Origin of the sequence: Facklamia languida CCUG 37842, assembly GCF_000245795.1 — a bacterium.
Taxonomy (GTDB): domain Bacteria; phylum Bacillota; class Bacilli; order Lactobacillales; family Aerococcaceae; genus Facklamia; species Facklamia languida.
This window is the reverse complement of record NZ_JH601133.1, coordinates 240,133-264,565: the sequence shown is the minus strand read 5'-3', so window position 1 is coordinate 264,565 and position 24,433 is coordinate 240,133. Positions and strand designations below refer to the sequence as shown.

General features: G+C 40.9%; 29 protein-coding genes and 1 pseudogene. 19 read left to right on the top strand and 11 right to left on the bottom strand.

All coding sequences use genetic code 11. The features are described from left to right. Complete coding sequence (gene yedE / locus HMPREF9708_RS01155) at window positions 1–1,101, bottom strand: YedE family putative selenium transporter (protein ID WP_006308122.1); 1,101 nt, start codon at window positions 1,099–1,101, stop codon at window positions 1–3. Window positions 1,102–1,315: 214 nt separating this feature from the next. On the opposite strand from yedE, the gene HMPREF9708_RS01150 reads away from it, so the two are divergent. The 10 genes from HMPREF9708_RS01150 (at window position 1,316) to HMPREF9708_RS01115 (ending at window position 8,901) form a co-directional block, all read left to right on the top strand. Next, on the top strand, window positions 1,316–1,756 hold the full coding sequence (locus tag HMPREF9708_RS01150; protein WP_232215516.1) for a GDSL-type esterase/lipase family protein: 441 nt from the start codon (window positions 1,316–1,318) through the stop codon (window positions 1,754–1,756). A gap of 193 nt (window positions 1,757–1,949) precedes the next feature. After that, window positions 1,950–2,690, top strand: a complete 741-nt coding sequence (locus HMPREF9708_RS01145; RefSeq protein ID WP_006308120.1) for an ROK family protein — start codon at window positions 1,950–1,952, stop codon at window positions 2,688–2,690. Between the two features lie 255 nt (window positions 2,691–2,945). Next, window positions 2,946–3,344 carry a GrdX family protein gene (locus HMPREF9708_RS01140; protein ID WP_006308119.1) on the top strand — a complete coding sequence of 133 codons (399 nt, stop codon included), beginning with the start codon at window positions 2,946–2,948 and terminating at the stop codon, window positions 3,342–3,344. A gap of 34 nt (window positions 3,345–3,378) precedes the next feature. Next, the gene (locus HMPREF9708_RS01135; RefSeq protein ID WP_006308118.1) at window positions 3,379–4,665 is read left to right on the top strand and encodes a glycine/sarcosine/betaine reductase component B subunit; all 1,287 of its coding nucleotides are present in this window, start codon (window positions 3,379–3,381) and stop codon (window positions 4,663–4,665) included. 23 nt (window positions 4,666–4,688) lie between these two features. Next, window positions 4,689–5,990, top strand: a complete 1,302-nt coding sequence (gene grdB / locus HMPREF9708_RS01130; RefSeq protein ID WP_083826828.1) for a glycine reductase complex selenoprotein B — start codon at window positions 4,689–4,691, stop codon at window positions 5,988–5,990. 288 nt (window positions 5,991–6,278) lie between these two features. Further along, window positions 6,279–6,404, top strand: a complete 126-nt coding sequence (locus HMPREF9708_RS08575; protein WP_269534832.1) for a hypothetical protein — start codon at window positions 6,279–6,281, stop codon at window positions 6,402–6,404. Beyond that, window positions 6,386–7,162 (top strand): SIR2 family NAD-dependent protein deacylase, encoded by a 777-nt coding sequence (locus tag HMPREF9708_RS01125; RefSeq protein WP_006308115.1) that lies wholly within the window; start codon window positions 6,386–6,388, stop codon window positions 7,160–7,162. Before HMPREF9708_RS08575 ends, HMPREF9708_RS01125 begins: the two co-directional genes overlap by 19 nt. Before the next feature lie 403 nt (window positions 7,163–7,565). Next, entirely contained in the window at window positions 7,566–7,694 is a 129-nt protein-coding gene (locus HMPREF9708_RS08570; protein WP_269534831.1) for a hypothetical protein, read from the top strand. A gap of 153 nt (window positions 7,695–7,847) precedes the next feature. After that, window positions 7,848–8,051: a cold-shock protein gene (locus tag HMPREF9708_RS01120; protein ID WP_006308114.1), complete on the top strand. Its 204-nt coding sequence runs from the start codon at window positions 7,848–7,850 to the stop codon at window positions 8,049–8,051. A gap of 175 nt (window positions 8,052–8,226) precedes the next feature. Beyond that, a complete protein-coding gene (locus HMPREF9708_RS01115; protein ID WP_006308113.1) occupies window positions 8,227–8,901 on the top strand; it encodes a YggS family pyridoxal phosphate-dependent enzyme in 675 nt (224 codons plus the stop codon). Between the two features lie 47 nt (window positions 8,902–8,948). Here HMPREF9708_RS01115 and HMPREF9708_RS01110 read toward each other — a convergent pair whose 3' ends face one another. Then, window positions 8,949–11,234, bottom strand: a complete 2,286-nt coding sequence (locus HMPREF9708_RS01110; RefSeq protein ID WP_006308112.1) for a glycogen/starch/alpha-glucan phosphorylase — start codon at window positions 11,232–11,234, stop codon at window positions 8,949–8,951. A 151-nt stretch (window positions 11,235–11,385) separates the two neighbouring features. Next, window positions 11,386–12,210 carry a DUF368 domain-containing protein gene (locus HMPREF9708_RS01105; RefSeq protein WP_006308111.1) on the bottom strand — a complete coding sequence of 275 codons (825 nt, stop codon included), beginning with the start codon at window positions 12,208–12,210 and terminating at the stop codon, window positions 11,386–11,388. A 139-nt stretch (window positions 12,211–12,349) separates the two neighbouring features. Between HMPREF9708_RS01105 and HMPREF9708_RS01100 the strand changes: the two genes are divergently transcribed. From HMPREF9708_RS01100 to gloA, 3 genes are all read left to right on the top strand, one after another. After that, on the top strand, window positions 12,350–12,598 hold the full coding sequence (locus HMPREF9708_RS01100; protein WP_006308110.1) for a hypothetical protein: 249 nt from the start codon (window positions 12,350–12,352) through the stop codon (window positions 12,596–12,598). 3 nt (window positions 12,599–12,601) lie between these two features. Beyond that, entirely contained in the window at window positions 12,602–13,015 is a 414-nt protein-coding gene (gene cdd, locus HMPREF9708_RS01095) for a cytidine deaminase (RefSeq protein WP_006308109.1), read from the top strand. A gap of 63 nt (window positions 13,016–13,078) precedes the next feature. Continuing rightward, window positions 13,079–13,468 (top strand): lactoylglutathione lyase, encoded by a 390-nt coding sequence (gene gloA, locus HMPREF9708_RS01090; protein WP_006308108.1) that lies wholly within the window; start codon window positions 13,079–13,081, stop codon window positions 13,466–13,468. A 77-nt stretch (window positions 13,469–13,545) separates the two neighbouring features. Here gloA and HMPREF9708_RS01085 read toward each other — a convergent pair whose 3' ends face one another. The 8 genes from HMPREF9708_RS01085 to HMPREF9708_RS01060 all read right to left on the bottom strand — a co-directional run bounded on the left by HMPREF9708_RS01085 (window position 13,546) and on the right by HMPREF9708_RS01060 (window position 17,601). Further along, entirely contained in the window at window positions 13,546–14,412 is an 867-nt protein-coding gene (locus HMPREF9708_RS01085; RefSeq protein ID WP_006308107.1) for a tyrosine-type recombinase/integrase, read from the bottom strand. A gap of 349 nt (window positions 14,413–14,761) precedes the next feature. Then, window positions 14,762–15,205 (bottom strand): PH domain-containing protein, encoded by a 444-nt coding sequence (locus tag HMPREF9708_RS01080; RefSeq protein WP_006308105.1) that lies wholly within the window; start codon window positions 15,203–15,205, stop codon window positions 14,762–14,764. Between the two features lie 112 nt (window positions 15,206–15,317). After that, on the bottom strand, window positions 15,318–15,437 hold the full coding sequence (rhuM, locus tag HMPREF9708_RS08655) for a RhuM family protein (protein ID WP_198004218.1): 120 nt from the start codon (window positions 15,435–15,437) through the stop codon (window positions 15,318–15,320). Continuing rightward, entirely contained in the window at window positions 15,421–15,633 is a 213-nt protein-coding gene (locus HMPREF9708_RS01075; protein WP_040447705.1) for a hypothetical protein, read from the bottom strand. Before HMPREF9708_RS01075 ends, rhuM begins: the two co-directional genes overlap by 17 nt. A gap of 105 nt (window positions 15,634–15,738) precedes the next feature. Beyond that, window positions 15,739–16,338 (bottom strand): hypothetical protein, encoded by a 600-nt coding sequence (locus HMPREF9708_RS01070; RefSeq protein WP_006308104.1) that lies wholly within the window; start codon window positions 16,336–16,338, stop codon window positions 15,739–15,741. A 90-nt stretch (window positions 16,339–16,428) separates the two neighbouring features. After that, window positions 16,429–16,800: a type II toxin-antitoxin system death-on-curing family toxin gene (locus HMPREF9708_RS01065; protein ID WP_006308103.1), complete on the bottom strand. Its 372-nt coding sequence runs from the start codon at window positions 16,798–16,800 to the stop codon at window positions 16,429–16,431. 1 nt (window position 16,801) lies between these two features. Beyond that, window positions 16,802–16,930 carry a hypothetical protein gene (locus tag HMPREF9708_RS08565; protein WP_006308102.1) on the bottom strand — a complete coding sequence of 43 codons (129 nt, stop codon included), beginning with the start codon at window positions 16,928–16,930 and terminating at the stop codon, window positions 16,802–16,804. A 17-nt stretch (window positions 16,931–16,947) separates the two neighbouring features. Next, window positions 16,948–17,601 carry a S24 family peptidase gene (locus HMPREF9708_RS01060; RefSeq protein ID WP_006308101.1) on the bottom strand — a complete coding sequence of 218 codons (654 nt, stop codon included), beginning with the start codon at window positions 17,599–17,601 and terminating at the stop codon, window positions 16,948–16,950. Between the two features lie 146 nt (window positions 17,602–17,747). Here HMPREF9708_RS01060 and HMPREF9708_RS01055 point away from each other — a divergent pair, with 146 nt between their 5' ends. From HMPREF9708_RS01055 to glgA, 6 genes and pseudogenes are all read left to right on the top strand, one after another. Continuing rightward, window positions 17,748–17,936 (top strand): helix-turn-helix transcriptional regulator, encoded by a 189-nt coding sequence (locus tag HMPREF9708_RS01055; RefSeq protein ID WP_006308100.1) that lies wholly within the window; start codon window positions 17,748–17,750, stop codon window positions 17,934–17,936. 94 nt (window positions 17,937–18,030) lie between these two features. After that, window positions 18,031–18,195, top strand: a pseudogene (locus tag HMPREF9708_RS08650) (helix-turn-helix transcriptional regulator); the annotation flags it as partial. Window positions 18,196–18,666: 471 nt separating this feature from the next. Beyond that, complete coding sequence (gene glgB / locus HMPREF9708_RS01045; RefSeq protein ID WP_006308099.1) at window positions 18,667–20,583, top strand: 1,4-alpha-glucan branching protein GlgB; 1,917 nt, start codon at window positions 18,667–18,669, stop codon at window positions 20,581–20,583. 15 nt (window positions 20,584–20,598) lie between these two features. After that, window positions 20,599–21,747 carry a glucose-1-phosphate adenylyltransferase gene (locus HMPREF9708_RS01040; RefSeq protein WP_040447703.1) on the top strand — a complete coding sequence of 383 codons (1,149 nt, stop codon included), beginning with the start codon at window positions 20,599–20,601 and terminating at the stop codon, window positions 21,745–21,747. Next, a complete protein-coding gene (gene glgD, locus HMPREF9708_RS01035; protein WP_006308097.1) occupies window positions 21,734–22,894 on the top strand; it encodes a glucose-1-phosphate adenylyltransferase subunit GlgD in 1,161 nt (386 codons plus the stop codon). The genes HMPREF9708_RS01040 and glgD overlap by 14 nt, the downstream gene beginning before the upstream one ends. A 9-nt stretch (window positions 22,895–22,903) precedes the next feature. Beyond that, window positions 22,904–24,343 carry a glycogen synthase GlgA gene (gene glgA, locus HMPREF9708_RS01030; RefSeq protein ID WP_006308096.1) on the top strand — a complete coding sequence of 480 codons (1,440 nt, stop codon included), beginning with the start codon at window positions 22,904–22,906 and terminating at the stop codon, window positions 24,341–24,343. Window positions 24,344–24,433 lie beyond the last annotated feature (90 nt).

Here is a 24,433-nt window from a genome sequence, read left to right as displayed (position 1 = left end):
CTACTTTCCTTGGGTGATGGGCTTTCCTTCTTTCTTAGCCCAATTACAACCGTAGAAAGCAAGGATGAATAAGATAATGAGACAAGCGATCAAGGCTATCTGACCATTTACCCCTGGACCTCCAGCTGATTCATCAGTCGTTGGTCCCGCAGCAAGCGCAAAGTTATGGGCAAGGGCAGCCCCTGAAAACATACCAAGAACGGCAACACCTGCATCGGTTGAGCCAGAACCTGCCATGATTACTTGACGAACAGGGCAACCTCCAGCTAAGACACCAGCAAAGCCAACAACATACATACTCAGAATATTCCAGAGAGTTTGATTATGGGCAATCGGCCCAGCAGCTTTCAAGGAGAAGTCTCCTACAATGATATTATAAACCAACATGGTCAAAAAGATACCTAGAATTGGTAGCAGACGAGAATAGTCTTTGATGATAAAAGCATCCCGAATGGAACCAGTAAAGCAGAGGCGGGTATAATAAGCGAAGGCCCCAAAAGCTAATCCGACTGCTAAGGACAACCAACGGTTAGCATGCATAGAACCAGGACCTGTTTCGGATTGAGCGAAAAGACTTGGGAAGGCTACGGTCAGAATGAAGATTGCAAGAATCATAATTGGCCAAATGGCTCCATTAATTGGGGCAGCGGCTGTTTTTTCACCAAGAGAATACCCCTTCTTAATGAAAAATGTTCCCGTTAGAACCCCCAGGATTAAGCCAATTAATCCGATATAAGCGGATAAGTCGCCACCAGCCATTCTTAAGACCATTCTTAAGGTACAGCCAAGGAAGACAAGGGCACCGATCATTAAGATATTACCTAAAATAAACTGAATGAGGACATTCTTAGACGTGGTTGCGTGATACTCTTTCTTAGCAAGTGACATGACAAAGGACCCTGCCATTAGACCCGCAATTTCCGGACGGAAATACTGAGTAACTGCACTGGTATGGAACTTCATAGCACCCGCTGAGTCGCGAATAAAGCAGGCTGTACAAAGTGCCATATTCTTGGGGTTACCACTGAATGCCAGAATGGCAATGAGTAGTCCCCCTAAAACCCCTAAAACCAACAAACCTTTCTTCGAATTCCATTTCATGATACGACCTCCTAAATACTTGCGATGCTTTTCACAAGGTGATAATAATGTTATTATATTAGGAAAAGGAAAGGGCTTCAATCCCTTGAAAGGATCATGGTTTATTTATTATAAAAAGCAATGGAGGGAGCAAAAGGTGGAGCTTTTATTTCTCGGACATTCTCTTTTGGATTTTTATCCCAGAGACAGTATTGGAAATTGGAAAATTCGAAATGTGGCTAAACAAGGAACGATTGCCAAGGAAGGTTGGAATTTACTGGTTGAAGACCCCAAAATTCTTACGAACTCGAACGCGGTGCTTGTCATGTATGGTATCAATGAGATCTATTACCAGATGAAGGAAGAGATGGTAATGGACTACTTAGAACGGATTCTTCAAGTGATTAAAGACCATCGAGTCGACCTGCCTATTATTTTAAGTTCAATTATTCAAACGCCAGAAACCCAGCGGATTAAGCCTGCTAAGATACAAAGATTGAATGACCAGATTAATCAATTAGCCCAAGACTATGGGGCCTATTTACTGACTTGGCAGGCCTTTTATAATAGTGAGGGATTTATTCGAGAGGAATATACTTTGGATGGCATTCATTTGACGGCAAAGGGCTATCAATTGTTTGACCATGTCTTATTGCAACTGTTAAGAGTTATATAATTATTAAATAAATCTAGAAACAAAATAAAAGGTAGGTGCCACTTTGAAAACATTTGTGATCGATGTAGGCGGAAATTTTATCAAGTCCGCCTCCGTTCAAGAGGGAGAAATTATATAGCAGTTTGAATCTATCAAGACACCACAGACCCTAGCTGGTTTCAAGCAGGGCCTTGATGATGTATTCAAACATTTCATGGATGACTTTCAGGCGATAGCAATTAGTCATGCGGGTATTGTAGATGACTCATCAGGAAAGGTCGTTTTTAATGGTTCTTTACCTTTCTTAAAAGACTTCTCCTATCAGGATTATTTAGTTCGTTTTAATCGGCCTGTCAACTTAATTAATGATGGGCAAGCGGCTGCCTTGGCTGAGGCCAGGAAGGGAGGTTTAATAGGAGTTAACAAAGGAGCCTCATTAACAATTGGAACAGGTGTAGCACTCGGCATTATTGTCAACGGGCAAATTTATCAAGGGGCACATGGTGTTGCAGGTGAAGTCTCCTTTATTTTACCAAGCTATCAAGCAGAACCTTTGGTCCGGCAGGCGGGGGCCTTTACCTTTATCCGACCGGCCAATGAATTACTAGGGAATAGCGACTTAGAAGATGCTCGACCTGTCTTTAAGGCGATCAAGGAAGGAAACACCAGACTGGATCAGATGTTGACGGACTATTTGAAAGTGATTGTTAACCTAATCTATAACTTGCATGTCATTTTGGATATCGAGCGTTTGACGATTGGCGGTGGTATTTCAAATGAGCCGATGGTATTAGATCGCATTCGTGATCTTTACCAGGAAGTATATACCCACCATCCTTCCTTTGTGTTTAAAGATGAAATTTTCCAGCCGGTGGAAATCCAATCCTGTCAATTTAAGAGTGAAGCGAACTTAATAGGTGCTTATTATCATCAGATTGATCAATTAACGTGTTAGTTATCATTGTTTATAATAACTGAAATATCACTCTTCTCAATTTGAAATAAGTAAGCATTGGCGATTGAATGCGTCTGCTGGGTTGACAGTCTTCTTAATCCAACTTTAATTAGTATTCGTCTTGCTAAATTTATTAGTTTTTGTTATAATGTTCACATGAACAAAGGAGAGTGCGGCCTTCTAGAGGCTTGTTCAAAGCGTATTTGGCATGTTTCATGCTGGGTAGGTGAGCACTAGCGTCAAGAGGTGAAAAGTATGCAAATCATTTCAAATAATCCAATGGTTAAGGAACAAATTACCCAACAACCTGTTATCTTTATTGACGGGTCCTATGGGGACGTTCTGATCGAGGTGAAGCGTCTGATTGTGGACGACCATCACGTCTTGCTCTCTCATCCCTTGAGTGGATCGATTAAGCCTAATGAAACTTTCTATAAATCAATCCTTATCACTACTACACAACAATCACAGATTGATATGGAGAGTCTGGATTTGATCGATCAAGCACTCAATACTTATGAGAAATTTAACCGTAATTTTAAGACTCCAAATTGGCCTGAGCGAGTCTTAGAGGATTTTGCAACAATTGATCTTGATTTGCTGGAGAGTACCCTACAGCGTATTCGTTTTTCGCCCGAGATTAGCGTTGATTAACTCCATATTTAGAAATAACAATAGAGGTGATTAAATGAAACTTGAATTAGGAAAAATTCAAATTAATGATGTTCAAAAAGCTTCTGAATCAAAAGTAGAAGCGAATACATTATATATTAATGAAGAAGACATCAAAAAAATCGTCTTAGAAGACGAACATATCGTAAATGTTTCAATTGAAATCGCAAAACCTGGTGACAGTACACGGATTACACCAGTTAAAGACATAATTGAGCCCCGTTATAAAGTGGATTCAAATTCTAATGTCTTCCCAGGTGTCATCAGTAAGGTTGACCGAGTGGGAGAAGGCCGTACCCACGCACTTAAGGGTTGTGCAGTTGCAACTGTAGGTAAGATCGTCGGCTTCCAAGAAGGAATCGTTGACATGCAAGGCCCAGGTGCTGAGTTAACACCTTTCTCTCAAACCATTAATATTTGTTTAGTCGTTGAACCTGTTGAAGGAATCAAGGCTCACACTTATGAACAAGCAGTTCGTGAAGCTGGTTTGAAGGTTGCATTGTTCTTAGGTAAATTAGGTGAAAATGTAGAGCCTGATGAAGTTGAAACTTACGAAACTAAACCATTATTAGAACAAATCGCTGAATACCCAGACCTACCTAAGGTTGGTTATGTTTACATGCTACAAACACAAGGTCTTCTACATGACACTTATGTTTATGGTACAGATGCTAAACATATCGTTCCTTCAATCCTTTACCCAACAGAAGTAATGGATGGGGCTATCTTATCAGGTAACTGTGTGTCTGCATGTGATAAGAACACTACTTACCACCATTTAAATAACCCAGTTATTCAAGACCTATACGATCGTCATGGTAAAGACATCAACTTCGTAGGTGTTATTATCACTAACGAAGCGGTTTATCTAAACGACAAGAAACGTTCTTCTGACTGGACATCTAAATTATGTAAATATTTAGGTCTTGATGGAGCAATCGTTACACAAGAAGGTTTCGGTAACCCTGATACTGACTTAATTATGAATACTAAGAAAATCGAAGCTGAAGGCGTTAAGACTGTAATCGTTACAGACGAGTACGCTGGACGTGACGGAGCTTCTCAATCATTAGCCGATGCGGATCCAGCTGCTGATGCAGTAGTCACTGGTGGAAATGCCAACGAAGTGATCGTATTACCTAAGTTAGATAACTTAATTGGTACTTACGATTATGTTGACACTATTGCTGGTGGATTTGATGGAAGCTTACGCGAAAATGGCGAAATCGAAGTTGAAATCCAAGCCATTACCGGAGCTACTAACGAATTAGGATTTAACAAACAGTCCGCTCGCGGCGTTTAATCATAATATAAGGAGGTAAAACCATGACTAAAAAACGTGTAGTACATTATATTAACCAATTCTACGCTGGTATTGGTGGTGAAGAAAAAGCCGATACAAAACCATTTAAAGAAGATGGTCCTAAAGGTCCAGGTGTCGGACTCAATGGAGCAATTGCTGAAAATGCTGAAATCGTCGGAACGGTAGTCTGTGGTGACTCATACTTCAATGAGAACCCTGAGGCCATTGACGAAGTCATCGAAATGATTAAGTCATTCGACCCTGAACTTGTAATCGCTGGTCCTGCCTTTAATGCTGGTCGTTATGGGGTGGCAGCAGGTGCTGTTGCAACAGCTGTTATGGAACGCTTAGGAATTCCTGCAGTAACAGGTATGTACGAAGAGAACCCTGGTGTGGATATGTACCGCAAGGTTCCTTACATCGTACAAACTGGTAACTCAGCTGCAACGATGCGTAAAGCTTTACCAGCTATGGCTAACGTTGTTAACAAAATTATCAAGGGTGAAGATTTAAACCCAGCAGAAGATGGCTATTACGAACGTCACCGTCGTAACTTCTTCGCAGAAGAACGTGGCTCTAAGCGTGCCGTTGATATGTTAATTAAGAAATTAGCAGGCGAAGAATACGCGACTGAATATCCAATGCCAGACTTTGACAATGTTGAACCTGGTAAACCAATTGCAGACCTTTCTAAGGCTAAGATTGCAATTGTAACTTCTGGTGGTATCGTTCCACATGGTAACCCAGATCACATCGAATCATCTTCTGCTTCTAAATATGGTCGCTATGACATCACTGGTGTTGATGACCTTAAAGAAGGCGAATATGAAACTGCTCACGGTGGTCACGACCCAATCTACGCGAATGAAGATGCGGACCGTGTTATCCCAGTAGACGTATTGCGTGAGAAAGAACGTAATGGCGAAATTGGTTCATTACATAACTTCTTCTACTCTACAGTTGGTAATGGTACAGCCGTAGCATCTGCTAAGGCATATGCGGCAGAGATCGCAAAAGACCTACAAGAACACGATGTTGATGCGGTTATCTTAACCTCTACCTGAGGGACCTGTACACGTTGCGGAGCAACAATGGTTAAAGAAATCGAAAAAACTGGTATTCCTGTGGTTCACATGTGTACCGTTACACCTATCTCATTAACTGTAGGGGCTAACCGGATTATCCCTGCAATTGCGATTCCTCACCCATTAGGTAATCCATCATTATCTAAAGAGGAAGAGTATGGATTACGTACTCACTTAGTTGATAAAGCATTGAAGGCTTTAACAACTCCTGTTTCAGAGCAAACAGTATTTGAAGACTAATTTAAAACCCATTTAATTGGGATGATAGAGTCAACCCCACATCCAAGTTTTGGATGTGGGGTTTATTTGCTTATTATTTAAATTTATTACTCATGGGTTGTTTTAATACTTACTATAGTGGATAATGAATAAGCACGCTGACTTAGGCAAATTTGAAAAGGGCATCTTAGCTATTTCAGCAAATATTTAAGCTTTTCTAGTGGAGGCATCCAAACAGTCCGCGCATGTATTGAAGCGGCTAAGGGGAACCCTCGAGTTGGGATCTTAGGGGTTGGTTGTGATATCCCCTTGGCAGCACCTTTAGAAAATATCCAGCATTATATGAATGCTGTCCGTCAATTTGCCAGTTATCCGGTCTTAAAGAATCAATATGGCAGTCAAGAAGGGAGTGGGCTATGCTACCACAAGAAATGATTATGCAACTCGCAACTTATCTTAACCAAGCTTCCATTACCATTTTCTATGGGGGAGCGGGCACCTCGACTGAAAGTGGAGTGCCGGATTATCGTGGTCGCTTTGGTACATGGACTAAGATGGAAGAAGACCATAAGAACCCACTCTATTTTGCCAATATCAAGCGCTTAAAAGAAGATCCAGTGGCCTTCTTTAAGATTCGCGAAGAAGTGGACCGCAAAGAACCAGAGCCAAACTTTACCCATCGACTCTTAGCCAATTTAGAAAGAAATGGTCAAGATATCCGGGTCATCACACAAAATGTCGATGGACTTCACCAAAAGGCAGGGCAAGTCTATGTAGACGAATTACATGGAGATACACGTGAGTGGTTCTGTATGGACTGCCGGAGAAGCTATCCCCGAGAGGCCTTGCAGAAGAATCAAGACAAGGTCGCCTATTGTCGAACTTGTGGTGGCATCTTGCGCCCCAATGTCATCTATTTTGGCGAAAGCATTCCGCATGATGTCATGAAGCGGGCCAGGTGGAGTATGGAACAAGCCGACCTCTTAATTATCGCTGGGACAACCCTGACGACTCCTGCTGCTAAACGACTGGTCCAACATTTTAAAGGAGAACATATTGTCATTGTGAACTATGATCCCCTGGATATTGCCCCGCTGGAGGCCGATCTCTTTATCCGTCAACCGATTGGTCAAGTGATGCAGCAAGTTGCCCCCTTACTAGACCATTACCAGAGTGACCCATCGGATCCATAGGAATCGACATGTAAGGGATAAGCAAGAAGGGATATGTTCTTTACTGAAAACTCTGCACCACTAGTCTTGATGGAAACAAGTTGTAATGATTGGCTGGCAGGACGGAAGACCTATCTTGATAGATGAAGCTTCTTGTGAGCCTGATTAGGGTCAAGAAAGGATCGCGTGTTATCGTATCTTGTAACTAGCATCAAAGACATGATCCCTAGACCTTATGTGCACATAGCTATTTATTTCTGGCCATGGATTCTAGTCTATGGGCGGGTTGAATGATGTTATCATGTAGTAAATGAGAGCAAATATGACAGACGTTCGTAAGGAAGCAAGTCAATCATATACTCAAATTACAAAAGTGTAAGCGGGTATCATGCGGACGAATATTTGTTCCTTTGGGGCAGAATCCATGGCAAAGCATATTCGGCCCTTAGTCAGTCAACTGCCAGATGAGATTGTGACGCGTTTTTATGGTTGTGGCACCAGCCCAGAACCAGGTCAAGGTTCATCTAGTGACTGTTCGGGATCCTGTTGTTAAAAAAGCTAGACATTTATGAGAAACTCGTGTATACTTCACCGAGTAGTAAGTTATAATATTTAAAAGCAACCTTCATTATTTTAATGAACTCTTTTCTTTATTTTAATTTTTTCTGCAACTATTCACGCGCGAGCGTCAAAGGAGGATTTCATTATGAATAATGGAACAGTAAAATGGTTTAACTCAGAAAAAGGTTTCGGCTTTATTGAACAAGAAGCTGGCGATGATGTTTTTGTGCACTTCTCAGCTATCAATAAAGAAGGCTTCAAGACTTTAGAAGAGGGTCAACAAGTGACTTTCGATATTGAAGAAGGCGATCGTGGACCTCAAGCAGCGAATGTAAATATCGTGGCTTAATTCAAAGAAAAAATCAAATTTGATCGAAATCAAAGACCTAACAGGCACAAGCTGTTGGGTCTTTCTTCATCTCTCGAACTGTCTTCAGAATTGTGATAAACTTAATCGCACAGGAATGAATATCGATCAGGTCTGACAGAAGGCAGGCCAAGCTATTATGATAAGGAGCGATAGAATGGATGATCAGTTATTAAGTCAGCGCTTAGCTACAATTCAATCCCAGGTACATGAACAAGGAGCAGAATTAATTGCGGTCACAAAATTTGTCGACAGCCAGACAACCCGCCTACTTTATGAAATGGGTCAGTACCACTTAGCAGAGAACCGGTCTGATAAATTTTTGGCTAAGTTAGAAGATTTGGCCGACATTAAAGACCAAATTACTTGGCACTTCATTGGTCATTTACAGTCTCGCCAAGTAAAATTAATTATCAATCAGATAGATTATCTCCATTCTCTGGACCGGATGTCTCTGGCTAAGGAGATTCAAAAGCGGGCAGACCACCCGATTCAGTGCTTCCTGCAAGTGAATGTATCGGGAGAGGAAAGCAAGGGTGGATTTGCTCCCGATCAGGTGGATGAGGCGGTAGGTAGCCTAAAGGATTATGATAAAATTCGCTTGGTCGGCTTAATGACCATGGCCCCAATTGATGCGAATGAAGCGGACCTACACCATTATTTTCAGACACTTAAGAACCTACAAGTCCGAATAGCCGAGCGTGGTTTAGCTTACGCGCCATGCAGTGAATTGAGTATGGGAATGACCCGGGACTATCCGATAGCCTTGAGTGAAGGAGCAACCTTTATCCGTTTGGGTCGAGCTCTCTTTAACCAAGACCAGCCCCAATGATGGGGCTGTTCTTTTGATTATCTCAACCAGGGCAGGCTTTCAATCACTTATTCTTCTCCATAGGAGACGTTCAGATGCCAGATGGTATCATTATAGTCCGCAATTGTTCGATCACTAGAGAAGAAGCCAGATTGTGAGATATTAATCACAGATTTCTTATACCAGTCATCAACCTTCTCATAATCTTTGAGCATGGCTTCTTTTACACGTATATAGTCTTCTAGATCAATAAGGGTCATGAAGTAGTCCTTACTAATCAGTTCATTATAGAGTCGGTTTAAGCGCTGTTCATTACCAAAGTAGAGCATGCCGTGGGAGACAATGAAGTCAACAAGCGGTTTGATGGTGTCACGTTGGTAATAATCATAAGCGATGTAGCCATTATTTTGATAGAGTTGAATGATTTCTTGGCTTTCTTTACCGAAAATATAGATGTTTTCCTCACCGACTTGGTCCTTAATTTCGACATTGGCACCATCGAGTGTCCCCAGAGTAATGGCTCCATTCGCCATAAACTTCATATTTCCTGTCCCGGATGCTTCTTTGGAAGCCAGGGAGATTTGTTCAGAAATATCGGCAGCAGGGATCAAATATTCGGCATAAGTGACATTGTAATTCTCAATCATAACGACTTGAAGGTGGGGAGCCACTTGCTTGTCTAAACGAATGAGTTCGGACAAGGTGAGAATTAAGTGGATGATATCTTGTGCAATGGTATAAGCAGGTGCTGCCTTACCACCAAAGATGACGGTGATTGGTGTTTCGGGTATATTGCCAGCCTTAATATCGAGGTATTTGTGAATAACCCAAAGGGCATTCATTTGTTGGCGTTTATATTCATGGAATCGTTTGATCTGGATATCCATGATGGAGTGGGCTTTAATATTGATACCCATTTGGTCTTTTAGATGTTTCTTAAGGCGTAATTTGTTATTGTATTTAATCGCCCGCAGCTTGCTCAAGGTGTCAGGATCATCCTGATAGTTAAGAAATTCAGTTAGATCTGCATTTCGATGCCAAAGAGTGCCAATCTTAAGGTCTAGATAGGCCGAAAGTTCCTTGTTGGCATCCATGACCCAACGTCGGAAGGTAATCCCATTGGTCATATTATGGAAACGATCAGGGTAGATCGCATAGAAAGGTGAAAGGGCACTGGTTTTGAGAATTTCCGTATGCAATTCCGCAACCCCGTTCACTGAAAAGCCAAAGTGAATAGCTAGATGGGCCATATGGGCATAGCCATAATTATCGATAACCCATACAGCAGGATTATCAGGGTAAGTGTTCCGGATACGTTCATCGAGTTGTCGGATAATCTGACAGACTTGAGGGATAACATTTTCCAAATCATCCATCGACCATGTTTCTAAAGCTTCTGCCAAAATCGTGTGGTTGGTGAAGGCTGTCATGGAGGTCACAATGCTAATGGCTTCATCTAGATCAATTCCTTCTTGACCTAAGAGACGGATCATCTCGGGAATAATTAAGGCAGGATGGGTATCATTGATCTGGATAATGGCATAGTCGGCCAGATCGTGGAGATTCGATCCCTTGTCTTTGGCTTCTTTGATAATGAGTTGAGCACCATTGGAAACCATAAAATACTGTTGATAGACCCGCAATAATCGTCCCTCTTGGTCTGAATCATCCGGGTAAAGGAAGAGGGTTAAGTTTTCTTGAATTTTTGTCTTGTCAAATTGGATGGAGCCCTCTTCGATAATGGTCGGGTTAACACTCTCTAAGTCAAAGAGGCGGAGGCGGTTGCGGTGCGTTTGCTTATAGCCTAGAATGCTCATTTCATAGAGGGTGGATTCTAGGGTGAAGTCTTTGTAGGGCACCTTAAAGCTAAGATCAGTCTTTTCGATCCAATCATGACCCGTTAACCACTGGTCTGGAATCGCGACCTGTTGATTGTCCTTAAAGATTTGCTTGAAGAGGCCAAAGTGGTAATTTAATCCGACCCCATCTCCATTAATTCCCATCTTGGTAATTGAATCAATGAAACATGCGGCAAGACGGCCTAGCCCTCCATTACCTAAGGAAGGTTCGGGTTCAATATGTTCAATATCCATCATGGACCGACCATTAGCCGTTAATTCATTCTTGATTTGGTTGTATAAGTTCAGGTTAATCAAATTATTACTCAAGACCTTCCCCATGAGGAATTCGGCGGAGAAGTAATATAATTTACGTTTTTCGTCTTGATCCCGCAAGGGCAGCTGGTGAATGTGTTCATTCACTAGATCCATTAAAGCATCATAGAGCTCTTGATCTTGGCACTGATAGATTCGCTTATTGAATTTTTTGAGGGTATAGGATTCGAGTAGGGGCATGGGAGATCTCCTTTCAAGGCATGTCTGTCATCAACGAATGATTCAAATCTTCAGGCGGTCATCATCGAGAGATATAAATCCCATTTTATTATAGGCAAAAAAAATAAGCGGTGCAATTTGGACCGCTTAAACCATAAAATCTTTGAAAATATTAATGCTTATACTTGGCCTCGAGTTGAGCCATCCACCAACCCAAGCCAGCTCCAGTTACTAGCATTAAGAAGCAAAGGAGGTATTCACTTGTTTGACCTTGGTAAGAGGTTGGGATAATCATAATCGTTGAAGCCAGGACCACTCCCACTATAAAGTGGAAGAATTGTGGGTAATACCGATCAAAAATCTGCTCGATTAATTTCGATAAGAGAAGGACGGTCAAGATCATGCCGAGTCCTATGGGAAGCATAACAGATAAGTCTAACGTTTTAAAACCGTCTGCCATTAATTTATAGAGCCCCATATAAAGAATAAAATTGGAAGGGCTTAGACCTGGAATTAGTCCACCGAGAGCAATGAGGAGGCCCGCAATCATCCAGGCTGGAAAGCTTGGAGCCACTTGACCGTTAAAGGCTTGTTCACCATAAGCTAAGAGCAGGGTAGCCAATAAAGTTGAAATAACCGTGATCCCAATCTCTCTTGGTTGTCGGCCTTTTTTACCAGCTTCTTGCCAGAGGGAGGGGAGCATCCCGACAATACAACCGACAAAAAACCACATAATGATGGTCTCATAATGTTCCAGCACGTGGCTGACACCAAAAGACAGGATTACGATCCCAAACAATGCGCCTAGACCAACTGGTATAAAGAAACGGACATTCTCCCAAAAGTCCTTGGTGATATTGGCCAAGAAACGGATGATCCGTTCATAGAGACCGAAGATTGCGGCTAAGGCTCCACCAGAAACACCAGGTAGAATAAAACCTGACCCGATGAACATCCCCTTGACAAACCGCCACAACCAATCTTGAAGTTTATTCATTTTATTCATCCTTCCTATCTGTCTTTCCTATTTTATGCTTTAAGCCGAAATTTAGCAATGGATGTAAACCAAGAGGTTTTAGCATGCCTTTTTCTTTACTTATAGTATAATAGGTCTATCAAGCAAAGGAGAGGATACTATGACGGCAAAATTATATTTTTCTGATAAATGCCCGCAAACACCTGCTTTTGTAGACCAACTGAAGGCTCGTGGAATCGACTACCAAGCGGTCAATATCACTGATTCAATGGCTAATCTGAAGGAATTCTTGCGTCACCGCGATCATCGACCTGAATTTAAGGCAGCGATTGAACAAGGACTCGCTGGGGTACCTGTCCTGTATGATCAGGATCAATTTATCTTTGATCTTGATGAAAGCGAGGGCTAGTGGATGACAATTAAGCCAGAAGTGATCGAAGACTTGGTGAGCCAAGCGCGTTTAGTGAGAGACCACGCTTATTGTCCCTACTCCCAATTTCCGGTTGGATGTGCGATCCTGACCAAGGATAGCATCGTCTATACTGGAGTCAATGTTGAGAATGTTTCTTTTGGAGCGACGAATTGCGCAGAAAGATCTGCCATTTTTACAGCCATTACTGAAGGCTACCGCCCTAAGTTTATTCAAGCAATCGCGGTGGCGGGTGAAACGGAAGACTTTTTACCCCCATGTTGCATTTGTCGACAGGTCTTAGTCGAGATGGCGGACCCTGATACACCGGTCTATTTAACGCGAAAGGATGGCAAGATTCTGACAACAAGTGTCGCAGACTTGGCACCTTACTCATTTGAGAAACTAGAAATGTAGGTTTCTTGAGAGGCGGGAGTTGGATTTAGATTGGATAAAGGATATCAGAAAAGGAGAGAAAAAATGACTCAAAAATTATTGCATACTTGTTACCGAATTCTCGATCGTGAAGCGAGCTTGAAGTTTTACACTCAGACCTTTGACTTTGAGGTGGTAAGGGATCGTAAGTTACCTGAAGACGGCTTTGATATTATTTATCTTCAAGTTCCAGGGTCTGACTTTGAGTTAGAGTTAACCTATAATTATGAAGCGGACCCCTATGAGATTGGGAATGGCTTTTCGCATATGGCGATTGCTGTGGATGACCTGAAAGCCATGCATGCCAAGTGCCAAGCAGATGGGTATAAGACAACTGAGCTGAAAGGCTTGCCAGGAGAAGATCCAAAATACTTCTTTGTTAGCGATCCCGATGGGTACCGCCTGGAAGTCATGGAAGAAAATTCAATGGCTTAATACCAAGGTTTGTGACGGTTATATGACCTTTTAGTTGACCAAAAGGGGCAGATAAGGGGCAAATTAAATCAAGTTATTTAATTTCTCCCTTGCCTCTTTTTTTGTTTTCTCGGTGACATGGTATAAACTTTCATGGTCGTCTCTGGATTAGTGTGACCCACTCGCTCCATGATATATTTTAATGAGAAGCCTTTTTCAGCCAGCAGTGTAATATGAGTGTGTCTAAAAACGTGAGAGGACAATTCGGGGTCTACCGTTTTAATTAACCGTTGAAAATAGGTGTAAGTAATTGGACCGTTTAGCTTGCTTGCGAATATTAAACTCGCTTCATCGCCAAATAAAAGATGGTTTATTTTGATGCGTTTAGCAAATATTTCGTTTATTCGATTGTTGTTATCAATCGTTCTAATCGACTGAACATTTTTAGTCTTGGTTACCGCGTTGGTTCTCCGTTCGATTGATTTGTTAATTCTTATTTTGTTATCAAACCAATCTTCTTCGGTTAAGGTTCGCAGCTCGCCTATTCTCATGCCGGTTAGTATCTGAACCTCGACTGCGTCCGCATATAACTCGTTGATGTTATCCCTCATATCTTTAATTAATTTTGGTATATCTCCACTATTGATAAATGGAATGGTTTTAGGTAATTCATCTTTAATGAATATTTTGCCAAAAGACCGTATGAATTCGATTCCATATTCATCGTAACAATAGCTTAAAGCAGCCCCAATCAGTGATTTTATGTTGATGATCGTGTTTCTGGTCAAGCCTTTATCATATTGAACTCGGTCAATAACTTGTTGAATATCGTTCACGGTTAGTTGATCGACGAAATAATCGTGTTCAGGATAAGGCTTTATGTGACGGTTATAAAAGCCAATGTTTTTAATATAGGTAGCCAGCGCCCAGTGTTTCTTTTTAAATTCGATATATTCTTTGACCAATTCGCCAAAACAGATTGATTTCTTTTCTTTTTTAGAATTATCAATTTTTTTATTTAAAACTTTAACCGCATGATTTCTAGCTTACGCAGTGTTTTTATCTAGCGTGATCGAAACGCGTTTATTCTTGCCGGTTTTCTTGTCCAGGTACCGTTCACAATACTTATATTTACCATTGGATAATTCCTCGATCCACATTGTTTATTCCCCCTTTATTTGATACAATTGCAACATAAAGAACCCTTTGAACAGGGGCTACCTCACTCACTTATCTTGGCGGATGGGAGTGGGGTTTTTATTAATCGCTAATGACTCTAACGCTTGCTTGTTCAGGGAATTGGATTTATTGTTTTTACTTAATGGTGTTAATTTCCCTACGGTTTTTTAGTACCAAAGAACCGAAAAATCTATAGAGAGGTAGAATATCTGCTTTTTTAGGAAATTCAAACTTTATACTTTCAAAAGTCTCGTGTCGTGTTGATCTGTTTACGGTTGTTAGGTATGTAATTGTAATTTCACTATCATCAAAACCAGCCCCCGCAGTTTCCATTTCAACATCAATAATATGCGAAAGATAAATAGATTTGAATGATGTTTTCTTTCCTGTTGTTCCTTGTCTATCAACGAAAATAATACGTACATCAGTGAAGATGATAGAGTCTCTGATTAAGGTATAACCCTTTTCGATTTTTTCGCCGTCAAACAAGTAAGGTCCGTATTCTAAATTTAACTTTTCAGCAGAAACCTCACTTAAGTTTCCAAGTACACCTTGTGTTATATTATCAAAGAGTCCCATTTGTAATTCCTCCTAAAAAATTATTTTATTACTCTCAAATTAGGATTATGACCTCACTCGGATGTTTGGCGACAGGGAGTGGGATATTTATTTTTCTTTCAACATTTGTAGCTCATTGTCTGAAGTGAGTAGCGCGTTTAGAATTAACACGATAACCAACAGAGATAATAGCATCTAAATTATAATAATTTACATTAGATGTTTGCGTTAAACCTTCAATTGCACCATGCATGCTGAGTGGCATGTGCAATTTTTGCACATGCCAGTTCGATATCAAGCACTGGATCTGAAAAAATATTATTTAAATGTCGACTAATAGTTGTTCTATCAACCTCAAATAATTCAGCCATTTGTTTTTGTGTCATCCATATAGTTTCATCTTTTATAATGACATCTGCAATAACTGAGTTATTTTCGTTTTCATACATAATAAATTTTGTGATTCTAAATCCAATTTATCACTTCCTGTTTTGGTTTAATTTCGTTATCTAACACTATTTTTTCTTGGCGGGGAGGGTATGGCTGTTATTTTATTAATTAAATTTATATTCAGTAAAATTTGTCATTTTAGATTGAGCTATTTTTTCTCCTGACATGTTCAAAGCGGTGATAAACAGTGAGTTGTCTTCATTTGTTTTCATGAAAACCTCAAGTTTTGCGATATTGTTCGCTGTCTGTAAAACCAACTTTTTATCTTCATCACTTAAATAATTAAATTCATCAGTCACAACTACATGTAGCGCTCCAGTTTGTTGAATTTCTAGACTATCAATGTATGCATGGTACATATAATCAGGGTCTGTTTTAGCGAACTCTTTTGATTCTTCCAACGAATCCCATATCTTTTCGTTAACTTCACTTATATCATAATTCGTATCACTTTTTGGTTCGCCGAATTCGTCTTGTCCTTGAGTTGTTTCTTGTGGAGATGTATTATCTTCTTTAAGAGTTGGTTTTTCATGTGTTTCAGAAACAGTTGAAATTTCTGTTTGTGTTATTTGATTATCATTAGTATTATTTCCTTCATCTTGAGGGAAAAAATACCCTACAATAACCAAAACCAAAATGATAAAAAGAGCGTTTTTTAAACAACCTCCCTTTTTCTTTTCCACATAAATCTTACGTTTTGCCATTTTGACTACCTCCTAATATTCGATATATTTATATTATGAAATACACCCTCAGGGTAGCCGCTCCAAGTTGCGAGCTTGTGAGTGGTATTATTATTTTAATAATTGTGTTAATAAATCTTTTAGTTCTAACTTAGTTATTTTTCCTTCTGCGACTCCAACAACGATATCTTCCATATTGAGAATAAAATCGTCATCAGCAAATGTATAGTGATTTAGATTCATGAAATATAAACCTAGTGAAATAGATGTTCGCTTGTTACCGTCAATAAACATATGGAATTGTATTATTGAAAAAATAAGGTGGGTTAATTTATCTTCAAAACCAGGGTAGTAAATATCATTTTGAATGTGGGTTAAAACACTTTCAAGTTGCCCTTGGTCTTTTATTCCTGCCATTCCCCCAGATTTTTCAATAATCATATCATGAACTTTAAGTGCAAATTCTATATCAATATAATTCATCTTATTTATCCTTCAATCTAATGAATACTTCGATATGCTTATCAATTTGTTTTTCTAATTGTTTAAGTTCTCTTATTTGAATTTCTTTGTTTGTGTTCTTTTCTTTTGGTTTAATATTTTTATCGCTCATTATTATTTCTCCTTTCTTTATAAATCATTCAACACTTTCACAGCCTTGCCAATAATTCTGGCAGGGTTTTCTTTGTTTACAAGATATGGTGAATATTCTTCATTGATTGCTTCTAAAAGAATAGTGTCGCCTAATTTCCGAACCCTTTTCAAGGTGGCTTCTGTATTGCTGTTAACCAATACGGCCGCTATCTCTCCGTTCTCCACCTCCTCTTGTTTGCGGATCAATACCAATGCGTCCTCTTTTATAGTAGGCTCCATGCTATCTCCTTGAGCTTTCAAGAAGAAAAGGTCTCCATTTGGCAATGATTCAACTGGGAATGGAATTGTGTCAGATATGTTCTCTTGAGCGAGTATTGGTTCACCACAGGCAATAGCGCCTAGAATTGGGATTGATTTTGTCTGCTTAATTTCGATAATATTAGAAACTTTATTAAATCTTGGATCAATATCAGATTTCTTAACCTCGAAAAAATCTGATAGTTTTTGAACGTTTTCGGGACTAGGTATTGAAGTCCCTTTAAAATAACCGTTTAATGTGCTTCTCGGTATTTTAAGTCTATCTGATAAATCCGCTTGAGTAATATTTTTTTGTTCAAGGAGAAAAAGTAAATTGCTTGAAATTACTTTTCTTAACTCTAATTCTTGGGGAGTTAGTTCGTTTCGTGCCATTTTAACCACCTCTTTCCTTCTATATTATAACGAATAAAATCGTATTATTAAATAACAAATACGAAAAAAATCGAAAATAAAAAGTGTTTTTTTAGTTGACAATACGATTCTATTCGATATTTTAAGATAAAGAAAGGAGGAGACGTATGTTAATTTCTTTAAAAGCTTCAAGAATAAACGCAGGGCTAACATCAAAAGAAGCATCAAACATGGCGGGAATCCACCAACAAACGCTTTTAAAATATGAAAAAGACAGTTCTAAAATTCCAATGGATCTGTTAAATAAGTTATCAGTTATTTATCAGATCGAAAGTGATGATATTTTTGTTAGGTAAATAATACGGTTTAATTCGTACAATTGAAATTAAACGGAATGCCCAACCAACCTAGAAAGAAGCAAATGATTGAATGTTTTAAAAAAAGCTAAGAAGTGAAGAAAAATTGACGCAACAAGAGATAGCTAAAGAATTAGGAATTAGTTACTCGTTATACGTCAAGATTGAAAATAATTTTATGAATCCAAGTTATAAAGTCATGGAGAAATTGAAGCTGTTTTACGGGGACAGTTTAGATGTGAATATTTTTTTCGACTAAAAAACGTCCTCTATCTAGTACATAGAGAACGTTACGGAAATTATCCTGCTCAAGTCGGTACTAGCAACCAACAACACTTCGACCGCCTTGAGTGATGGCAGCTGATAATTTAGCAGTTGGATAAAAAGGCTTTATATAATTGACAAAGTAGGACCTGATCCCGTATGATACTAGCATGCGATGAGTCGTAAGCAACTGAAAGGTTGCAGCTGCAGACTGTCTAGAATTTCGAATTCAAGCCAGGAAGGCGACGGTTTGAGACTTGATGTGAACAGGTCTTAACGGTGATTCGGATCACTGCTGCTCGATAGGTATATCCTATCGCGTCACCCCATAGGGGTGACTTTTTTTATTTGGTCAAATTTTTATAAATTACCTTGCTTTTGCTTTCGCTAAAAGTCTTTATAGGTTACAATCATGGTAAGATTGTTGAATCATTTCATCCTAGCACCTAAGAAGGGAGGAATCTTCATGGAAAGTCATGCATGGCCGGAGCATCTGTTGGATGATATCTACTATTTCAATCATGGACTTCATCAACGTGCCGATCATTTCTTAGGTGCTAAAAAGCGCTGTTTGAATGGTCAATCAGGTTTTCAATTTAGTGTCTGGGCCCCCCATGCTTTCCAGGTTTATGTGCAGGGAGATTTTTCTTCTTGGGCAAATTTACCTATGGAACAAGTACCAGGAGGAGTCTGGACACTTTTTGTATCTGGAGCCAAATTAAACCAGTGTTACAAATATGGTATTGATCATGGAGATGGGGTCATAGAGTATAAGATTGATCCTTTTGCCCAGAAATTTGAAATTCCGCCTAAAGATGCTTCAATTGTCTGGGAGAGTCAAGATTATCATTGGCAGGATGCAGAGTGGTTAGCCAGACGTAAAGACCAGGACAAATATCAAGTCCCCCTGCAAATCTATGAGGTCCATCCCACTTCTTGGCGCCGTCATCCGGACGGCTCGACCTACTCTTTTAAGGAACTGGCTGATTCGCTCATCCCTTATGTTAAGGAAATGGGTTATAGTCATATTGAATTGATGCCAGTGATGGATCATCCGCTTGAAGCATCTTGGGGTTATCAAATTACGGGTTACTTCGCTGTAGCTGGTCGCTATGGCGAGCCAGAAGATTTCAAAGCATTTATTGATCAAGCCCACCAAAATGGGATTGGGGTCATTCTAGACTGGGTACCCGGTCATTTCAACCGCAATGCTTATGGTTTGAGTTATTATGATGGAACGCCCACTTTTGAGTATGCAGATTATCAGCGGGCTAATAATCAAGGTTGGGGGACCTTGAATTTCGATTTAGGCAAGCATCAAGTTCAGTCTTTTTTGATATCAAATCTCTTTTCTTGGATTGAGGAATTTCACGTTGATGGGATCCGGGTCGATGCTGTGACGAATATGATTGACCTTAATTTTGAGGGTCAAATGACCGGTCATGGAGATTCTGGCTATCAGGAGAATCCACAAGGGGTGGCTTTTCTTCAGAAGCTGAATGCCGCGATCCATCAAGCGCATCCCGATATCTATATGATTGCGGAAGAATCGACGGATCGACCAGGTATTACCCATCCGATTGCAGAGGGAGGATTAGGCTTTGACTATAAGTGGAATATGGGGTGGATGAATGATACCTTGAGATTCTTTCAGCTGGATCCGCTCTATCGTCCTTCTTCATTGAGACTGATCACTTTTGTCTTCATGTATCAATACAAGGAGCGGTATATTTTACCCTTGTCGCATGATGAAGTGGTCCATGGTAAGCGGTCGCTCTTAGGGAAGATACCGGGGAACCGGTTTGATCAATTTGCAAACTTGCGTTTGTTGCACGCATATATGCTAGCTCAGCCAGGTAAAACCCTCCATTTTATGGGCAATGAACTGGGACAATTTCTGGAATGGCGTTTCTATGAAGAATTGGATTGGGCCGGATTAGGACGTGAATATAATACGCCTTACCATGATTTTATTAAGCGAATTAACCAGATCGGCTTGCATTATCCTGAATTTTATCAGTTAGATCATGACCCCGCGGGTTTAATCATTATTGATGCGGATGATCTCGAGATGGGTGTCTTATCTTTCTTTAGGAGGGGAAGCGCTTCTCAAGAGGGAAGTTTAGTGGTTCTCAACTTTACACCTGTTGATCATTTGGCTAAGCGGATTGGAGTTCCAATCGCCGGTGATTACCAACTTCTTCTTAATTCGCAAGACCAAGTTTACGGTGGAAAGGTGCAAGCCCCTTCTACTTGCTTTACTAGTGAAGCGGTGGCCATGAATGGTCAGCCACAATCAATTGTTCTCGATGTGCCCGGTCTGTCTGCTCTTATTATTCGTAAAAAAATTAACGAAAGGAGAAGAATGCTTATCAAAGAATAGGCATTCAACGAAGAGATGAAGAATGAAATGATTGCCATGATTCTAGCTGGAGGCAAGGGGACGCGCTTAGGCCTCTTGACCCAGCATATTGCTAAGCCGGCTGTTCCTTTTGGTGGGCGGTATCGGATCATCGATTTTGCCTTAAGTAATTGCGTGAATTCGGGTATCCATCAAGTGGGGATCATGACTCAGTATCAACCCCTTGAATTGAACGCACATATTGGAAATGGAGAAGCTTGGGGCCTCGATACAAAGGGAAGTGCGACTATCCTGCAACCCTATTCTTCTTCTGAAGGGGAGAAATGGTTCAAGGGGACAGCCAATGCCATTTATCAAAATGTGAGTTTTATTGATTCGCTTGACCCTGAATATGTTCTGATTCTTTCAGGCGACCATATTTACAAGATGGATTATGCTGCAATGCTAGAAGAGCACAAGAAACACCAAGCGAGTCTAACGGTGGCAGTTATTCCAGTGGAGATGGAAGAAGCGTCACGGTTCGGTATTATGAATACAGACGAAGAGGGGCGCATCCTAGAATTCGAAGAAAAACCAGCCCAACCTAAGTCTAATTTAGCTTCTATGGGAATCTATATCTTTAATTGGAAGACCCTAAGAAACTACTTATTAGAAGACCAAAAAGGTAAGCGTGAGTTAGAAGATTTTGGTAAGCATGTGATCCCTCATTATCTAGACCAGGGAGAAGCTTGTTACGCCTATGCCTTTCATGGCTATTGGAAAGATGTGGGAACGGTTGCTAGTCTGTGGCAAGCGAATATGGAGATGCTAGACTTAAACCATCCGATCTATAAGACTGAAGCGACCTGGCGAATTTATTCGAATGATAAGGTATCCCCGCCACAAGTCATAGCCAATCATGCGGCGATTTATGATTCTTATGTGACCGACGGTTGCTATGTAGCGGGCGAGATCTATCATTCCATTCTGTCACAAAATGTCAGTGTCGGATTGGATGCTCAAGTGAAGGACTCTATTATAATGGCTAATGCTAAGATTGGAAGCTCTTGTTCCATTGAATATGCCATTATTGGGGAAGGAGCCCAGATCGCGGATGGTGAGATGGTGATTGGGACCAAAGATCAAATTGCAGTGGTTGGATTTGGTGTAGAGCTGGGAGGAGTGAAGGCAAATGGTCAACAGTAAATTATGTGCAATCTTAAATTTAACCGCTGATTCTTCAGAATTATATCCTTTGACTTATAATCGACCGATTGCGGCCTTGCCTTTTGCTAGCCGGTATCGGATCGTGGACTTTGCTTTATCAAGCTTGACTTATGCCGATGTTGATTCCGTTGCCATGTTTATTAGCGAATCTGGACGTTCAATCTATGACCATGTACGATCCGGTCGTTCATGGAAGTTAAACTCATTAGTCAATGGCGGGATCTTTACCTATTCGCAACAGAATTGGAAGGCTCGTCACCATCATGAGCATCCATTTGAAGATTATTATTATAACCACCGGATCTTTTTGGAACGGTCGAAAGCTCAGTACGTGCTGGTTGCAGGAACAAAGATTATTGCGAATGTTGATCTGAATGCCTTTAAGGCAGACCATATCGCCTCAGGTAAAGATATCTCTTTAATTTATAAGAATGTCCCGGGTGATCGGGTTGGCAAGAACCATCCGAACGAGCGGATTCTAAAGTTTGATGCACACCATCAATTGGTTGACCTCATCGAGAACTCCGATAAGCCTGATTATGAACTGGTTCCAGCATCTTTAAATATGTTTATCTTGAGTGTGGATTTGATGCTAGAGATCATCCAAAAAGCGCTGGAACGTCAACAATTTATGGAACTCGATGATCTTGTCCAATTTTACTTATTAGATTATAGTCTTCATACTCATGAATATACTGGCTATGCTGCAAATATTCGCGACATTCCATCTTATTATCGAGCAAATATGGAGATGCTGAATCATCAATCGTTTGCCTCACTCTTCCATACCCATCAACCTGTTCTAACCAAGACCAAAAATGGTGTCCCTACCTATTATCATGAGCGGTCTTATGTGCGTAATGCGATTGTGGCTACGGGAACCACGATTTGCGGCGAAGTGATTGACTCCTTAATTAATCGCAGGGTCTACATTGCAGAGAATGCTTCAGTTCGTAATGCGATTATTCTCCAAGGAGTTCAAATTGGTGAAGGAGCTCAGGTGGAGTATGCGATCTTAGACAAGAATGTGGTCGTTGAACCAGGAGCCGTGATTGTCGGTCGACCAGATCAAGTAGTGGTGGTGGCTAAGAACCAGCGCGTTGATGCGAGTTCTAGCCCCGTATAAGGAGGCACTATGAAAATATTATTTGCTTCAGCCGAGTCTGCCCCCTTCTTCAAGACCGGTGGATTAGGGGATGTCACTTATGCTCTCCCTAAGGAATTAGCTAAGCAGGAAGGTGTGGATGTTCGAGTCGTCTTGCCTTATTATCAGCAGATGCAAGCAAGCTTCCGCGACCAAGTCCAAGAAATTGCGCATTTTTATTTCAAGTTAGGTTGGCGTCAAGCATATTGCGGTATTAAACACCTCTACCTCGACCAGGTTCATTATTATTTTATTGATAATCAATCCTATTTTTATCGCCAATCCTTGTATGGTGAATGGGATGATGGCGAACGTTTTGCCTTTTTCTCTACGGCGATTATTGAAATGCTGGAAGTGATCGACTGGATCCCAGATATCCTGCATGTCAATGATTGGCAGACAGCCATGGTCCCTGCACTCTTGGTGGACCGCTATCATTGGAAGGAATCCTTGAGAAATATACGCAAAGTTCTAACGATTCATAATATTCGCTTTCAAGGAGTTTATGACCCATCCATGCTTTCGGAGGTCTTTGGCACTGGCTACAATCTATTCACAGAAGATGGGGTGCGTTTCGGCAACCAGATGAATTACTTAAAGGGTGGGATTAATTTTTCAGATCGGGTGACGACCGTTTCCCCTACTTATGCTCAAGAAATTCAGACAGAAGCTTTTGGTGAAGGGCTAGCAGGTACCTTACGACATAATCAGTGGAAGCTTCGCGGAATTGTGAATGGGATCGATACTCAGCTCAATGACCCTCAAACGGATCCAGCCATAGCCGCCCATTTCTCTTCTCAAGATTTGAGGGGTAAGCGGGCCAATAAGCAGGCGCTTCAAGCCCGCTTGGGCTTGCCAGATAGGGAAGACCTCCCTATACTGGCAATGGTGTCACGCTTGACTGACCAGAAGGGCTGTCAATTGTTGGAACCCATCCTCCATCGCCTGCTCAATCAGCCTCTACAAGTTGTGATTTTGGGAACAGGTGAGGCGCGATTTGAGCATGCTTTTCGCCATTTTGAAGCTCACTATCCAGACCGGATGCGGGCTTGTATCCAATTTGATGTCGACCTGGCTCAACAGATATATGCAGGTTCAGACCTCTTTCTAATGCCCTCTGCCTTTGAACCCTGCGGCTTATCACAGATGGTCGCCATGCGGTATGGCACCTTACCGATTGTTCATGAGACAGGAGGCCTGAAGGATACCGTTCGACCCTTTAACCAATATAGCCATGAAGGGACGGGCTTTACTTTCTATCAATATGATGCAGTGACCCTATTCGATACCATTCAACGAGCCTTAGCAGTCTACCAGGATCAACCAAGTGTTTGGCGTAAATTGCAAGACCAGGCGATGAGTCAGGACTTCTCTTGGCAAGGACCTTGTCAGGAGTATTTAACCTTGTACCGAGAACTATTGAGTGAGTAGGTTCCAGGCTTGACCTTGGGGCAGAACAATTTCGATGAGGTGGGAGGAGACCCTCGCCCCGGATGAGGGGAGGGTCTTTCTTGATTATTC

Bases quoted from the DNA above. Each gene is read 5' to 3' on its own strand.
- yedE (WP_006308122.1), bottom strand. From the start codon at position 1,101: ATGAAATGGAATTCGAAGAAAGGTTTGTTGGTTTTAGGGGTTTTAGGG.
- HMPREF9708_RS01145 (WP_006308120.1), top strand. From the start codon at position 1,950: ATGGATGACTTTCAGGCGATAGCAATTAGTCATGCGGGTATTGTAGAT.
- HMPREF9708_RS01140 (WP_006308119.1), top strand. From the start codon at position 2,946: ATGCAAATCATTTCAAATAATCCAATGGTTAAGGAACAAATTACCCAA.
- HMPREF9708_RS01135 (WP_006308118.1), top strand. From the start codon at position 3,379: ATGAAACTTGAATTAGGAAAAATTCAAATTAATGATGTTCAAAAAGCT.
- HMPREF9708_RS01125 (WP_006308115.1), top strand. From the start codon at position 6,386: ATGCTACCACAAGAAATGATTATGCAACTCGCAACTTATCTTAACCAA.
- HMPREF9708_RS08570 (WP_269534831.1), top strand. From the start codon at position 7,566: ATGGCAAAGCATATTCGGCCCTTAGTCAGTCAACTGCCAGATGAGATT.
- HMPREF9708_RS01120 (WP_006308114.1), top strand. From the start codon at position 7,848: ATGAATAATGGAACAGTAAAATGGTTTAACTCAGAAAAAGGTTTCGGC.
- HMPREF9708_RS01115 (WP_006308113.1), top strand. From the start codon at position 8,227: ATGGATGATCAGTTATTAAGTCAGCGCTTAGCTACAATTCAATCCCAG.
- HMPREF9708_RS01110 (WP_006308112.1), bottom strand. From the start codon at position 11,234: ATGCCCCTACTCGAATCCTATACCCTCAAAAAATTCAATAAGCGAATC.
- HMPREF9708_RS01105 (WP_006308111.1), bottom strand. From the start codon at position 12,210: ATGAATAAACTTCAAGATTGGTTGTGGCGGTTTGTCAAGGGGATGTTC.
- HMPREF9708_RS01100 (WP_006308110.1), top strand. From the start codon at position 12,350: ATGACGGCAAAATTATATTTTTCTGATAAATGCCCGCAAACACCTGCT.
- cdd (WP_006308109.1), top strand. From the start codon at position 12,602: ATGACAATTAAGCCAGAAGTGATCGAAGACTTGGTGAGCCAAGCGCGT.
- gloA (WP_006308108.1), top strand. From the start codon at position 13,079: ATGACTCAAAAATTATTGCATACTTGTTACCGAATTCTCGATCGTGAA.
- HMPREF9708_RS01080 (WP_006308105.1), bottom strand. From the start codon at position 15,205: ATGGGACTCTTTGATAATATAACACAAGGTGTACTTGGAAACTTAAGT.
- rhuM (WP_198004218.1), bottom strand. From the start codon at position 15,437: ATGCATGGTGCAATTGAAGGTTTAACGCAAACATCTAATGTAAATTAT.
- HMPREF9708_RS01075 (WP_040447705.1), bottom strand. From the start codon at position 15,633: ATGTATGAAAACGAAAATAACTCAGTTATTGCAGATGTCATTATAAAA.
- HMPREF9708_RS01070 (WP_006308104.1), bottom strand. From the start codon at position 16,338: ATGGCAAAACGTAAGATTTATGTGGAAAAGAAAAAGGGAGGTTGTTTA.
- HMPREF9708_RS01065 (WP_006308103.1), bottom strand. From the start codon at position 16,800: ATGAATTATATTGATATAGAATTTGCACTTAAAGTTCATGATATGATT.
- HMPREF9708_RS08565 (WP_006308102.1), bottom strand. From the start codon at position 16,930: ATGAGCGATAAAAATATTAAACCAAAAGAAAAGAACACAAACAAAGAA.
- HMPREF9708_RS01060 (WP_006308101.1), bottom strand. From the start codon at position 17,601: ATGGCACGAAACGAACTAACTCCCCAAGAATTAGAGTTAAGAAAAGTA.
- HMPREF9708_RS01055 (WP_006308100.1), top strand. From the start codon at position 17,748: ATGTTAATTTCTTTAAAAGCTTCAAGAATAAACGCAGGGCTAACATCA.
- glgB (WP_006308099.1), top strand. From the start codon at position 18,667: ATGGAAAGTCATGCATGGCCGGAGCATCTGTTGGATGATATCTACTAT.
- HMPREF9708_RS01040 (WP_040447703.1), top strand. From the start codon at position 20,599: ATGAAGAATGAAATGATTGCCATGATTCTAGCTGGAGGCAAGGGGACG.
- glgD (WP_006308097.1), top strand. From the start codon at position 21,734: ATGGTCAACAGTAAATTATGTGCAATCTTAAATTTAACCGCTGATTCT.
- glgA (WP_006308096.1), top strand. From the start codon at position 22,904: ATGAAAATATTATTTGCTTCAGCCGAGTCTGCCCCCTTCTTCAAGACC.